General features: G+C 62.1%; 18 protein-coding genes. 10 read left to right on the top strand and 8 right to left on the bottom strand.

The features are described 5' to 3' along the window. Nucleotides 1-194: 194 nt before the first annotated feature. The 3 genes from LOKVESSMR4R_RS20085 to LOKVESSMR4R_RS20080 all read left to right on the top strand — a co-directional run bounded on the left by LOKVESSMR4R_RS20085 (nt 195) and on the right by LOKVESSMR4R_RS20080 (nt 1193). Nucleotides 195-425 carry a hypothetical protein gene (locus tag LOKVESSMR4R_RS20085; RefSeq protein ID WP_157898140.1) on the top strand — a complete coding sequence of 77 codons (231 nt, stop codon included), beginning with the start codon at nt 195-197 and terminating at the stop codon, nt 423-425. Between the two features lie 104 nt (nt 426-529). After that, nucleotides 530-886 carry a DUF1622 domain-containing protein gene (locus LOKVESSMR4R_RS04730; protein ID WP_237331905.1) on the top strand — a complete coding sequence of 119 codons (357 nt, stop codon included), beginning with the start codon at nt 530-532 and terminating at the stop codon, nt 884-886. A 145-nt stretch (nt 887-1031) separates the two neighbouring features. Next, nucleotides 1032-1193 carry a hypothetical protein gene (locus LOKVESSMR4R_RS20080; protein WP_157898139.1) on the top strand — a complete coding sequence of 54 codons (162 nt, stop codon included), beginning with the start codon at nt 1032-1034 and terminating at the stop codon, nt 1191-1193. 48 nt (nt 1194-1241) lie between these two features. Here the strand turns inward: LOKVESSMR4R_RS20080 and LOKVESSMR4R_RS04725 are convergent, their stop codons facing one another. The 4 genes from LOKVESSMR4R_RS04725 to LOKVESSMR4R_RS04710 all read right to left on the bottom strand — a co-directional run bounded on the left by LOKVESSMR4R_RS04725 (nt 1242) and on the right by LOKVESSMR4R_RS04710 (nt 3804). Then, nucleotides 1242-1781 carry a sigma-70 family RNA polymerase sigma factor gene (locus LOKVESSMR4R_RS04725; RefSeq protein WP_087206531.1) on the bottom strand — a complete coding sequence of 180 codons (540 nt, stop codon included), beginning with the start codon at nt 1779-1781 and terminating at the stop codon, nt 1242-1244. 163 nt (nt 1782-1944) lie between these two features. Beyond that, a complete protein-coding gene (locus LOKVESSMR4R_RS04720; protein WP_087206530.1) occupies nt 1945-2916 on the bottom strand; it encodes a DUF3618 domain-containing protein in 972 nt (323 codons plus the stop codon). Then, entirely contained in the window at nt 2909-3298 is a 390-nt protein-coding gene (locus LOKVESSMR4R_RS04715; protein WP_087212616.1) for a phage holin family protein, read from the bottom strand. The genes LOKVESSMR4R_RS04720 and LOKVESSMR4R_RS04715 overlap by 8 nt, the downstream gene beginning before the upstream one ends. A gap of 2 nt (nt 3299-3300) precedes the next feature. After that, complete coding sequence (locus LOKVESSMR4R_RS04710; RefSeq protein ID WP_087206529.1) at nt 3301-3804, bottom strand: hypothetical protein; 504 nt, start codon at nt 3802-3804, stop codon at nt 3301-3303. A gap of 298 nt (nt 3805-4102) precedes the next feature. On the opposite strand from LOKVESSMR4R_RS04710, the gene LOKVESSMR4R_RS04705 reads away from it, so the two are divergent. After that, the gene (locus tag LOKVESSMR4R_RS04705; RefSeq protein ID WP_237331904.1) at nt 4103-5194 is read left to right on the top strand and encodes a mechanosensitive ion channel family protein; all 1092 of its coding nucleotides are present in this window, start codon (nt 4103-4105) and stop codon (nt 5192-5194) included. Between the two features lie 7 nt (nt 5195-5201). Here LOKVESSMR4R_RS04705 and LOKVESSMR4R_RS04700 read toward each other — a convergent pair whose 3' ends face one another. Continuing rightward, nucleotides 5202-5372, bottom strand: coding sequence for a hypothetical protein (locus LOKVESSMR4R_RS04700; RefSeq protein ID WP_157898138.1), 171 nt, complete (start codon nt 5370-5372; stop codon nt 5202-5204). A 165-nt stretch (nt 5373-5537) separates the two neighbouring features. Between LOKVESSMR4R_RS04700 and LOKVESSMR4R_RS04695 the strand changes: the two genes are divergently transcribed. Beyond that, a complete protein-coding gene (locus LOKVESSMR4R_RS04695; protein WP_087206527.1) occupies nt 5538-5783 on the top strand; it encodes a hypothetical protein in 246 nt (81 codons plus the stop codon). 74 nt (nt 5784-5857) lie between these two features. On the opposite strand, the gene LOKVESSMR4R_RS04690 is transcribed toward LOKVESSMR4R_RS04695, so the two are convergent. Continuing rightward, the gene (locus LOKVESSMR4R_RS04690) at nt 5858-6358 is read right to left on the bottom strand and encodes a ferritin-like domain-containing protein (protein ID WP_087206526.1); all 501 of its coding nucleotides are present in this window, start codon (nt 6356-6358) and stop codon (nt 5858-5860) included. A gap of 212 nt (nt 6359-6570) precedes the next feature. Between LOKVESSMR4R_RS04690 and LOKVESSMR4R_RS04685 the strand changes: the two genes are divergently transcribed. The 4 genes from LOKVESSMR4R_RS04685 (at nt 6571) to LOKVESSMR4R_RS20075 (ending at nt 8824) form a co-directional block, all read left to right on the top strand. Then, on the top strand, nt 6571-7248 hold the full coding sequence (locus LOKVESSMR4R_RS04685) for a hypothetical protein (protein WP_157898137.1): 678 nt from the start codon (nt 6571-6573) through the stop codon (nt 7246-7248). Between the two features lie 323 nt (nt 7249-7571). Beyond that, nucleotides 7572-7823, top strand: a complete 252-nt coding sequence (locus tag LOKVESSMR4R_RS04680; RefSeq protein ID WP_157898136.1) for a hypothetical protein — start codon at nt 7572-7574, stop codon at nt 7821-7823. Nucleotides 7824-7841: 18 nt separating this feature from the next. After that, nucleotides 7842-8339 (top strand): pyridoxamine 5'-phosphate oxidase family protein, encoded by a 498-nt coding sequence (locus LOKVESSMR4R_RS04675; protein WP_087206523.1) that lies wholly within the window; start codon nt 7842-7844, stop codon nt 8337-8339. A gap of 80 nt (nt 8340-8419) precedes the next feature. Beyond that, nucleotides 8420-8824, top strand: a complete 405-nt coding sequence (locus tag LOKVESSMR4R_RS20075) for a hypothetical protein (protein ID WP_157898135.1) — start codon at nt 8420-8422, stop codon at nt 8822-8824. 39 nt (nt 8825-8863) lie between these two features. Here the strand turns inward: LOKVESSMR4R_RS20075 and LOKVESSMR4R_RS04665 are convergent, their stop codons facing one another. Continuing rightward, nucleotides 8864-9745: a glucose 1-dehydrogenase gene (locus LOKVESSMR4R_RS04665; RefSeq protein ID WP_420645908.1), complete on the bottom strand. Its 882-nt coding sequence runs from the start codon at nt 9743-9745 to the stop codon at nt 8864-8866. A 354-nt stretch (nt 9746-10099) separates the two neighbouring features. Between LOKVESSMR4R_RS04665 and LOKVESSMR4R_RS04660 the strand changes: the two genes are divergently transcribed. Continuing rightward, entirely contained in the window at nt 10100-10690 is a 591-nt protein-coding gene (locus tag LOKVESSMR4R_RS04660; protein ID WP_087212607.1) for an exopolysaccharide biosynthesis protein, read from the top strand. A gap of 25 nt (nt 10691-10715) precedes the next feature. On the opposite strand, the gene LOKVESSMR4R_RS04655 is transcribed toward LOKVESSMR4R_RS04660, so the two are convergent. Then, on the bottom strand, nt 10716-12176 hold the full coding sequence (locus tag LOKVESSMR4R_RS04655; protein WP_157898134.1) for an alpha,alpha-trehalose-phosphate synthase (UDP-forming): 1461 nt from the start codon (nt 12174-12176) through the stop codon (nt 10716-10718). Nucleotide 12177 lies beyond the last annotated feature (1 nt).

Below are 12177 nucleotides of genomic sequence, written 5' to 3'. Positions count from 1 at the left end.
CTGTGATAAAAGGCAACGTGCGGGGCGCATAACAGTTCCCGTTGGCATTGGCGGGAAACGGGGTTGCATCACTTTCGCGCGCAATTCCGACACCAGCCATTTTCCGCCGAGGCAATGACAGCCGCTTCAAAGCGCTGTCATGAATCACGATTACATGATGGTCTGGTTGTGTTGAAACTGGAAAGGGCACCACGATGAGTGACTGGAAAAATATCAGTGTGATTTCATGTGTCGGTCGGTCTGGTGAAACATTATCCGTGATCAAACAATCACGCGCCGACCGGACCAGCGCCACTTTGGCGATGGAAGCACGGCATAAGACGATTGACCGCTATGTGCTTGGCAATGGCGCAGAGGTCGAACCGCTTGACCCTGACAGGTTCGTGCTGCCCGACACCCGCGAGATCGTGACACGGGTGTCATGACAGCACCGGGGCGCCACCTGAGGTGACAGCCAGCGCAGGCCCGCGATCCATGGCCGCGCGGAACAATGTGATGCCACAGCCGTTCGCCCTGCATGGCTGGCACCTTGTCACATGCAATTCTTGACGGCGCGGCGCGCGTTCTCGAAGCGGCGGGCGTTGCGGCGATCCTGTTGGGGGCGGCCATCGCGCTGGCCCATGTGATCGGCGGCATCTTGCGCCGTGATGACGGCGAAAAACTGTTCGAGCGGTTCCGCACAGAATTGGCCAAAAGCATTCTGATCGGCGTCGAATTCCTGATCGCCGCCGATATTATCGGCACGGTGATTGTCGATCCGTCACTCGACAGCCTGGCGGTGCTGGCGCTGATCGTGCTGATCCGCACCTTCCTGAGCTTTAGCCTCGAGGTCGAAATCGAAGGGCGCTGGCCCTGGAACCGCAATCGCAACCGCCACGAGGATTGACCCTGCGTCATGTCCGGACCGGACAGAACTGGCCTTGGCCTTGCCACATGGCTGCCATGCAGGCGCCGCAGCCGCGCGGCATATGTGATCCGGACCGCCGGATCATCCGTATCCCGCAAAAGCCGCGCAACAAGGACGCCTGCCCATGGATCAGCACGACAAGCCAGAGCCGCAGCTGGATGCGCTCTTGCGCGATCTTCTGGCGGGGATCGCAGATGAACCGGTGTCCGATGAATTGCGTGCGCTGGCGCTGCGGCTGCAAAAACAGCTAGATCAACGCCAGACTGCCGCCATTGCGAAAGCATGATCGCAGGGCACAGCCCGCGCCGATCATCCGCGCCACGGCGGCCCGTCTTTACCGGCGGGCTTCGATCACGTCGAAAAAATCGCTTGTCCCCAGATCCTCGATCAGCAGGTTGCGCGCGCGGTTGACGCGGCTTTTGACGGTGCCGATGGCGCAATCGCATATCCGGGCCGCCTCTTCATAGCTTTCGCCCAGCACAACGACCAGCAACAAGATTTCGCGGTAATGCCGTGGCAGATTGCCAATCGCACGCATCAGCCGTTGCCCGGCGATATGTTCGTCATGGGTCGGCTGGCTGACTGACAGCGTCGAGGCGCAATCGCTGAGCCCGGGTTGTTCGCGGGTCCGTTTGCGCACATCGGTCAGAAAAGTGTTGCGCATGATCGTGAACAGCCACGCCCGCAGGTTCGTGCCCGGCTGGTATTTAGAGATATTGGCAATCGCCTTGACCAGCGTTGTCTGCACCAGATCATCGGCGTCGTCATATTGTCTGGTCAGGCTGCGGGCATAGGCGCGCAGGGCGGGCAGATGCGTCAGAACGTCGTCGACATCATCTGTGTCGGCGGGGGTATTCGTTCTGTGAGGCTGCATCGGGCTACTCCCTTTTGACATGGGTATAACGTCGCTGCGGTGCTGCGGGTTCCTCTGGCTGTCTCAACTTTTGCCTGTATTCACGCGACCTCACGTCACCTGAGCTTGCGCTTTTTCAAAGGCCACCGGCGCGCCGCCATTGCGCCGCGCCGGTGGTGTCATCTTAGGATGGAATATCGCCCGGCGTGGCCTTGCGCGGCCCGGATGGCGGCATGTATGCATCCTGTTGCGCGGATTTGCCCGCCTGATTTGCAGGCTTGCCAGAGCCGTGATCCGGACCCGTGCCATCCTCGGCCGGGCGGATAGTGTCAACCGCGTCAGAGGCGGCTTTCTCGACCACCTCGCCCATATCCTTGGCCGCCTTTTGCGCGACGGCGCCAAGCTTTGCGCGTTCCTCGGCATAGATGCGTTCAGCCTCTTGCAACAGTTCATCGGCGGTGTCGCCAAAATGGTCCTGTTCGATGCGGGTCTGTGGCAAGGCCGCCCCGATCGCCGCACCGACAGCCAGCGCCAGACCGCCCACGATCAGCGGCTGTTCGGTGAAAAGCTCTGCCGCCTTGTCACGCGTTTCTGCCATGCCTGCACGCAGGGTGGCGCGGGCTTCATAGGCTTTTTCGCGCGCGGCCAGAACACGGGCGCGGCCTTCTTCGGACAGCTGTTCGGTGCCTTCGGACAGACGCGCGCGCAGATCGGCGCCACGGTCACGCAGGGCCGTTGCGCTGTCTTTCAGCCCGTCGCGGGCGCGCTCTGCCGGGCTGTCATCGCTGTCATCCGCGCCCATTGCGGCGGTCATGCGCGCCCAAGAGGGGGCATCGCTGTCATGCCGGCTGTCGCGCGCATCAGTCGTCCGCGCGGCAGCGGCATCATCGCGGCGCGGCGACGGGCTGCGTCTTTCGCCAAAGATCAGCCAGGCCAGCCCGATACCGGTCAGCGCGACGCCCAACGGGTTTTGCTTGACCGCGCGAGTGACGGAATGGCCGATCTCGCCGCTGTGCTCGCGGATCTGGGTTGCCGCCTCGCGCAGCATCGTCTCGACCGAGACCTTGTCCTTGAGATCGTCAAGACTATCCGCCAGCCCTTCGCGCTGCTGTTCCAATTCGCGTTCGATATCCTTGGGGGAACGGTGATCAGTCATTGTAGGATTCCTTTACGGTCTGGGCGTCACGTTTGACATTCGCCGCCGTGCGGGTCGGCGCAAGCGAGGCAAGCTGCAAATCGGATTTGCCCTTTTGCAGCATCAGGTAGGCGATCAGGGCCAGCGCCACGCCCACGATCAGCGCAGACCAGCCGCCCGGAATGCCCAGCTCGGCCAAGGCCGCGACCAGTGCTGCGGTCAGCACATTGAGCGCGGTCAGCGCCACCACGGCAGCCGCGACGATCATGCCGATCGCCGTGCCTGCACCGCGGACATTTTCGTTCAATTCGGCGCGGGCAAGGTCGATTTCGCCCCGCACAAGATTGCTGACGCGGGTCATGGCCTCGTTCAAGATTGCGCCGGCGGTTTTTTCATTTGTCATGATCATACTCCTGTCGTGGGGGGCGTGGACATGGGGGGCTGGGTATCCGCGCGCTTGGCTGCGGTCCTGCCCGCGCGGCTGCGGCTATCGCGGCCAGAGCCGCCAGCGGTCATCACGCGCGAGGCGGCGAAACCCAGCAATGCGGCCCCGCCCAGAAAGGCCACAGGATGATTGCGCGCCAGATCGTTTAGATCGCGCATCATCTCGCCCATGTCCTTTTGATGCAGCGCATCAGAGACCTGGTCCAATTGATCCGACAGGCTGTCGAAAACCCGCCTTTGCGTGGAATTGTCGTCCAGTTGATCGGCGGCGGTGGACAGCGCGTCGGCCATGTCCTTGACGTTGCGCGCCGCGCCGCTGCGGGTCTTGTCGGCGGCGTCGGATAGATCGTCAGATACTTTGCCTGCGGCATCCTGCGCCTTGTCGCGCAGCGCCTTTGCGGTCTGCGCGCCGGTTTTGTCGGCAGGCTGGGTGGCAGGTCTTTTTGGCGATGGGGATTGTGTCATATCTCGGCTCCTTCTGGGTCAGGTGACAAACGAGAGAACGGCAAGGACCACCACGATGAGGCCCGTCAGATAGATGATTGCGTTCATGATGCGGTTACTCCCAAGCTGCGTTTCATCTGGTCACAGCAACCTGCGGTGGCGGCGGATGTTCCGACAATTCTGCGCGCCATCGGGCGGGCCGGTGCCATCAAAATGGCAAATCGCATCTTTGCTGAAACCTTGGCGCGCTTTGCCGCGTTGGCTTGGTCACAGCGGCCCGGATGGCCGCAAGCACCCAAGGCCAGCAGCAAGGACGCGCGTGGACACAGCAACACAAATCATGGCCCAGGCCGCGCAGCTATTCGCAGCCCTGCCCGACAGCATCTATCCGCTGGCGGTGATCTTGCTTGGCATCGCGGCGGGGCTGGTGCTGCACCGGCTGGTGTTTCGCTTTTTGACCCGCGTGATCGGCAGCAAACAGGGAATATCAGACAGCTTGCTGCGCTCTGCCCGGCGGCCCTTGCGGCTGGGCTTTGTGCTGATTGCGCTTATCACGGTGCTGCCCAATGTGTCCTTGCCCGGCAATTGGGAAAGCCGCTTGCAGCATCTGGGCATGGTGATGCTGATCATCCTGATCGGCTGGACGATCCTGCTGCTGACCAATCTTTATACCGAGCGATCGGTTCTGCGGTACCGGTTCGACACCGAGGACAACCTGGCAGCGCGCAAATATGTCACGCAGGTCCGCGTGCTGCGCCGCGTCATCGACATCGTGGTGGTGATCCTGACGACAGGGGCCGTGCTGCTGAGCTTCGAGGGCGTGCGCCAATATGGGGTCAGCCTATTTGCCTCGGCGGGGGCCGCAGGGCTGGTGGTCGGCTTTGCCGCGCGTCCGGTGCTGGCCAATCTGATCGCGGGCATCCAGATCGCCCTGACCCAGCCGATCCGGCTGGATGATGTGGTGATCGTCGAGGGCGAATGGGGCTGGATCGAGGAAATCTCGGCCACCTATGTGGTGCTGCGCATCTGGGATTGGCGGCGGATGGTCGTGCCGCTTTCCTATTTCATCGAACAGCCATTTCAGAACTGGACCCGCGAAAGCGCCTCGATCATCGGCGCGGTGACATGGCATCTTGATTACACCGTGCCGGTCGCCAAGGTCCGCGCCAAGCTTGAAGACCTGGTCAAGGCATCGCCGCATTGGGATGGCAATGTCGTCAATCTGCAAGTGACCGAAGCGGAGCCGGACACCCTGACGCTGCGCGGCTTGATGAGCGCGCGAACATCGCCCCTGGTCTGGGACCTGCGCTGCGAGATCCGCGAAAAGCTGATTGCCTGGATCCAGGCAGAATATCCACAGGCCCTGCCACGCCTGCGGGTCGCGCGGTCGCGGCCAGATCACGAAAACTGATCGGGCCTTAGCGATGTTCGTTCGGTGCATCCTTGGCAAGGGTGGATTTATTCTTGGTCTGGTGGGCCGCAGGGTCATGCAGCCGGTCTTGGGTCTTTTTCTTGCTGACCATCGCCACGATGATGACGGCAACAAAGGTGAAAAGCGACAGCGCCGCCAAAAAATAGCCCGGTTCCATGATGATCTCCTTTCTGCTGTGGGTCAGCGGGTCAACCAGCGCTGGCAAGAAAGGTTCCAGCGCCCCGGTTGCGCCATGCCCGTCACGGAACCTTCGCGGCCTGCGGCGGTTTTATCCTGATCAGCTGCGATGCTTTCGCGCGCAGCAAACAGACAGGAGCATTGCATGAGCCATTCCGAAAACAACATGAACCGCCAGGTCAAACGCCACAGAGGCCCGCTGATCGGCTTTATCGCGCTGGGGGCTTTCGTTGCGATTCTGTTGGTCTGGTGGCTGGGCGGTGTCGTCACCGATGCGCAAGATGCCACAGATGCGCAGGCACCAGCCACGGACCCGGCACTGTCGATCACCGCACCGGATGATCCGACAACCGCCACCGTGCCAGCGCAGAACCCCGCCACCGCCGATTAAATGCAGCGCGGCCGGGCGGCGGATCTGTTGCCGCCCGGCTGCCAGTTAGTGTCACAAGGTTCTGATCACGGGCGTCAGGCGGCGGGATTCAGCCGTGCGGTTGCGATCTTTGTCAACTTTTCATCTGTCGCCTCTTCTTCGGACAGCGTCTGTTGCAGGATATCGGCGCAGGATGTGTGGCCTAGTTCTTTTGACCAGGCAATCAGCGTCCCGTAGCGGGTGATCTCGTAATGCTCGACCGCCTGCGCGGCAGCGGCCAGGGCGGCATCCAGCACCTGCGCATCGCCGATTTCCTTGGAAATCTCGTTGGCTTCCTTGATGATCCCGTCAATGGCCGGACAGGTCACGCCTTTAGGCTGCTGGCCAAGTTCGGCAAAGACCTGTTCCAGCCGCGCGATCTGTTCCTTGGTTTCGTGCAAATGGGCGTCGAACGCCTGACGCAGCGTATCCGAGGATGCTTTGTCGATCATCTTGGGCAGCGCTTTTTCGATCTGCTGTTCGGCGTAATAGATGTCTTCGAGCGTGTGCAGATAGAGATCGTCCATCGATTGGATGTCTTTTGTAAACAGACCCATGTTTGTCCACCTTTTCGTTTCAACGGCGCGGGCGGGATTGCCTGCGCCCGGTGCCCCTCAACCTGATGGCTTGCGCGATGTTCCCGCCTGCCGCGCAAGCTGGCGGCATCGGCGATATCTGTCCTGCAGCGCCCGATCGCGGGAACTGCCCGGCCCTGCGCAGGTTTCTAGGCGCGGGACCACATGATCCCCCGAACCAAGGAGAGACTGACATGACCAAGACGAATGGATTGCTACTTGCCGCTTTTCTGATGGCCACCACATCGCCCATGGCCATAGGCCAGACGAGCGAGCCAACCCCGCTGCCGGGATCCTCGCCCAGCGACATCATGCCCGCGCCGATGCCGGGCGATCAGGCCGATGAGACCGACAGCAATGATGCGGGCGACGATGCTGGCAACGCTACTGGCAACGCCACTGGCGATGATACTGGCGACGATACTGACACGGCGTCGGATCGCCGCGCTGATCGCGAAAACATGGATTTCTTTGTGATCATCGCACAGCTAAGCCTGCCCTCGGCGGCAGATGTGGATTGGGAATCCGCCTTCTCGGACCTGCCCGAGGATAGCGACGTGACCATCGTCACCCTATCCGCATTGGCCGATGCCGATGATCCCGCAGCACCGATGCTGGATCAGGCCATGGTCAATTTCGACAATGACCGCGACAATCTGCGCCGCGCGATCGCACAGAACGAGGCCCTGCGCGGGGCGCTGGACCAAGAGGGCTATGCCAACGAGGATGTGGTCGCAGCGCTGATGGATCAAACCGGCGATGGCAGCGTCACGCTGGTCGTGGATGCCGAGGCCCAGTCGGACGCCTCGGACGCCGATGATACAGACAGCGATGATACAGACGCCGATGACGCGACCGACAGCGACAACTGATCCGCTGTCATCGCCATGAAAAAAGGGCACCCTTGCCAGCGCAGGGGTGCCTTTTTCAGCTTGGCAAAGACGAGCGGCGCACATGGATGGGACAGAAGCTTTCCGAAACATCGCAGCCATTGCGCTGTCTTCGGCCAAGGCGTGAAACCGGAAAAACCATCCTTGTTCTTCATGCCATCACGTCCGGTTGACACATGCGCGCCACTCATCCCCCCAACCCGCAGGCGGGGGGGAAGTTCCCCCTTTTTGCGCCTGCCGCGCTGCGGAACATCCCCCTGCCCGCCGCGTTAAGCCCCAAGGACCATAGCGAAAGGATGCTGGTGATGGTCGGACGCAAATGGGAAGCCCTGCCACGGGTGATGCGCTTTTTGATCACCTATTTCATGCGCGGTGCCGTCGCGGGCTGCGCCTTTGGGCTTGTGTTGATCCGCACCGATACGGGCCGTATCGGCACCATGCTGCATGCCCATGACAGCAGCTGGCCCACCTTGCTGTTCTTCGTGCAAGGCGCGGTTCTGTTCGGCACCTTGGCCAGTATCGTCGCTGTGGCAAACCTTGATGACGACAGTTTATGACCCCAAGGAGGCAAGCAGATGACCGATCTAGACCGCGCAAGCAGCGACCCCAAGGACACATTGTGGCACGAACTCACCCAGGTCGAGGCCGGGATGCTGGGCATCACCGGCAGCGGGCAGCATATGCAGCCGATGGCGCATCATGTCGATGCCAAGGCTGGCTGTCTGTGGTTTCTTACCACCAGCGACACTGATCTTGCCAAGGCGCTGCACCCTGACAGCGTTGCGCATTTTGTCATCATCTCAGGCGCGCAGGATTTTTATGCCTGCATGTCCGGCCCGATTGCGCAGCGCCAGGACAAAGCCGTTCTTGACGCCCTGTGGCAGACATCGGCCGCAGATCATTTCGTGGATGGCAAGGATGATCCCGCCTTGATGCTGATCGCGCTCGACCTTGAAAGCGCGGCGATATGGGCGCAGCCCCAGGGCGGGTCGCATCACGCCTGGCATGTCCCCGCAGCCACAGACGACAGCCCCGATAAACGCGGTGTGCGCAAGCATATCACCTTTGACTGATGCTGCGCTGCGGTGCCTTTGGCGCGCGGAACAAAGCCCTTTGCGGCGGGTTGAAACCGCATCACATGAAGGAGGCTTAAATGGCAGATCCAACGGATAAAGCCCAGAATGCCGCGCGTCTGCGCGCCGATCTGGATGCCGGCGAAGGCCGCGACAAGGTCGCCTATCCCGATCCCGCAGCCGCCCCGCTTGGCACTGACGACGAGGCCGCAGGCACCCCCGCCAGCCCCGCGCAGCTGCGCATGGCGCAGCAACAGGAACATCGCCGCGATGATGCTGATGATGACGGCCACGATGATCAGGAGGCAGTGCATGTGCCCGGTGTGGACAGCGCCCATCCCGCGGCCCATCCCGGGACCGGGGTCCATCCCGGCGCGCAGCCAGAGCCAAAGATCGCCCCGTCGCGGCCCAGCAATGCCGCATTGACGATGGTTGCGGTGCTGGCATTGGTGGCACTGGCCGTGCTGATCGTGCTTTATCCCTAAGCCCAGCACCCGCCCCGATCCGGGCGGGTGCCTTTTTGGTCAGATCATCGGCTTGCCGCCGGTAACAGCGATGGTCGCGCCAGAGACATAGCTCGACATCGGTTCCGCCAGCATCACATAGGCCGAGGCCAGCTCGACCGGCTGCGCAGGCCGCTGCATCGGGTAATTGGCCCCGAATTGCGATACTTTTTCACCATCAAAGCTGCCGGGGATCAGCGGGGTCCAGACCGGTCCGGGGGCCACGCAATTCACGCGGATCTCCTGATCCGCCAGCATCTGCGCCAGCCCCATCGTGAAATTCTGGATCGCCCCCTTGGTGGCTGCATAGGCCAGCAGCGCCGGGCTGGGCTGGTCGGAATTGATCGAGGCGGTGTTGATGATCGAGCCGCCCTTTTTCATATGCGGCACAGCGGCCTTGGCCAGATAGAACATCGCATGGATATTGACGGCAAAGGTGCGCTGCCATTCGCTATCGGTGATCTCGTCGATCGCGTCAAAGGTCTGCTGATGGGCGGCGTTATTGACCAGAATATCGATCCGGCCGAATTCCTCGACCACATCGGCGACGATCGCGCGGCAATGGGCGGGGTCAGAAATATCGCCCGGCAGCAACAGACATTGCTGGCCGCATTCAAGGATCAGGCGTTCGGTATCCTTGGCATCCTCGGTCTCACTCAGATAGCTGATCGCGACATCGGCCCCTTCGCGGGCATAGGCGATGGCGACGGCGCGCCCGATCCCGCTATCGCCGCCGGTGATCAGCGCGACACGGCGCTGCAACCGCCCGGACCCGTGCCATGATGTCTCGCCATGATCAGGGCGCGGTTCCATCGCGGCGAAACTGCCGGGCAGCGGCTGGGTCTGTTCGGGAAAAGGCGGGCGCGGATAGGATGGCGCATCGCCCCTGCGGCTTTGCGCCAGCCCGCCGCCCCCTGCCCCGCCGGGCTGTTTCATCCCAGCGGCAGAGGGCGGGTTCACATCGGCGCGATGCGTGCCTGCGGGGTCGATCTGTTGCTGGCGCTGGTCGATGACATCGGGCGCGGGATGGCGCAGCTTGTCATTGGCCGCAGTGTCGTGATCGTCAGAAGAAGATGACATGACAGCTTTCCTTTCGGTCTGGTAATGCACAGACAACAACGCGCAAGGCGGGCTTGTTCCATTGATCACGCGGCTGAATATTGGGGCAATCATAGGGGGCGGGGCGGTCGTCTTGACCGGAACCGCGCCCGTGGTAAGGGGTTGACCCGCACAACCACAGGCGCAAAGGCAGGCGACATGGCCAAGGGCGAAGACCACAAACTGGGCGATCTGATTGACCGGCTTCGCGCCACCACCGCGCAGGACAGCGTGTCAATCGCGGATGCCATGGCCGCAATCGGCGGGCGCGGGATCATCCCGTTTCTATTGGTCCCGGCCTTGCTGACGATGTCGCCGCTGTCGGGCCTGCCCGGCTTTTCGGCCACGGCGGGGGTGATCATCACGATTGTATCGGTCTATATGCTGCTGAACCGCGACGGCATCCGCCTGCCCGGTTTCATCGCATCGCGCAGCGTCGATGCGCACAAGCTGGACAAGGCGTTGCGTAAGCTTCAGCCTTTCGTCGCTTGGATCGACCGGCACACGCGGCGGCGCTGGCATCTGCTGTTCAAACGGCCGATCATCTGGCTGCCGCAGGGGCTGTGCCTGTTGTCGGGGATGGTCATGCCATTTCTGGAATTCATCCCCTTCACCTCGTCCATCGTGGCGACGGGCGTGTTTTTGCTGGCGCTGTCGCTGCTGGTGCGCGACGGGCGGTTATTTGTCATCGCGCTGGTACCTTATGCCGCCGTGATCACGCTTGCGGTCCGGCAAATAACTGGCGCTTGACGGTTCATTTGACGGGCTGGCCGGGTCAGCGCGCAGGGGCCAGATCGGCCAGAAAGGCCGCCGCCCAATCCTTGGCCCCGCAGGTGGTGACATTATGCAGCAAGGCCGCATGGCGCGCGCGCCTTTCATCCAGCGGCATAGTCAACCCACGATAGAGCGCCTCGGCCATATCCTCGACATCATAGGGATTGACGATCAACGCATCTTGCATTTCCTCGGCGGCACCGGCGAATTGCGACAGGATCAGCACGCCGGGGTCTTCGGGGTCCTGGGCTGCGACGAATTCCTTGGCGACAAGGTTCATCCCGTCGCGCAAAGGCGTGACAAAGCCGATATCGCTGTTGCGCATCAAGGGGGCCAGCACGTCGCGCGGCAAGGGGCGGCAGATATATTGCAGCGGCGTCCAATCCAGATCGGCCAGCCGTCCGTTCACCGCCCCGGCCATCTGTTCCAGCTCGGCGCGGATATCGGCATAGGCATCCACCTCGCCGCGCGAGGGTGGCGCGACCTGCACGAAATTGACATGTTTGGACAGGTCCGGATGCTGATGCAGCAACGTATCGAAGGCGCGGAACCGTTCGGGCAGGCCTTTGGAATAATCCAGCCGGTCGACCCCGATGATCCGCTGCATCCGCGCGGCCCCGACCGGCGTGGGCGGCACGGATTCCGCGCGCTCGGCACTGGCAAGACGGGTGAATTCGGCCGCATCGATGCCGATCGGATAGCGGCCGACCCGCACTTGGCGATCCTTGGCCTGCAAATGATCCGCCGCCACGCGGATCTCGGGCGCATGGGCCGCCATATAGGATTTCAGGTTATTGGCATCGGTCTGGGTCTGGAACCCCAGCAGGTCGTAATCCAGAAAACCGCGCATCAATTCAAGATGATGTGGCGTTGCCGACAACAGTTCGGGCGGCGGCAGCGGGATGTGCAAAAAGAAGCCGATCCGCTGGCGACAGCCCATCCGGCGCAGGATACCGGCCAGCGGGATCAGGTGGTAATCGTGAATCCAGATGATATCATCAGGCTGCAGCATCGGCAAAAGCTGGCGGGCAAAAGCCTCGTTCACGCGCATATAGCCGTCAAAGGCCGTCGCGGTGATATGGACCAGATCCAGCCGGTAGTGAAACAAGGGCCAAAGCACGCTGTTGGAATAATCGGAATAATATTCGGTGAAATCGGCGGGGGTGATCGGGATGCCGACACAGGTGACAGGCCCGTGTTCGCTGATCGTGACAGGGTCGCCGGTCTGGCCTTTGCGGTCGCCGTTCCAGCCAAACCAGATCCCGCCGCGTTTGCGCACCGCATCGGCCAGACCCACGGCCAGACCGCCGGTCTGCACCTGCGCGCTGAGATCGGCAACACGGTTGGACACCACGACAAGCCGCTGCTTGCCGCTGCCCTGCGAAGACGACGGGTCGTCATCGGCATCCTTGCGCAAGCCTTGGCCAAGGTTGATCCGGGGCGGAGGGGATTGAATGGTCATG

This window comes from Yoonia vestfoldensis (assembly GCF_002158905.1).
Taxonomy (GTDB): domain Bacteria; phylum Pseudomonadota; class Alphaproteobacteria; order Rhodobacterales; family Rhodobacteraceae; genus Yoonia; species Yoonia vestfoldensis_B.
This window is presented reverse-complemented; position numbering and strand designations above follow the sequence as displayed.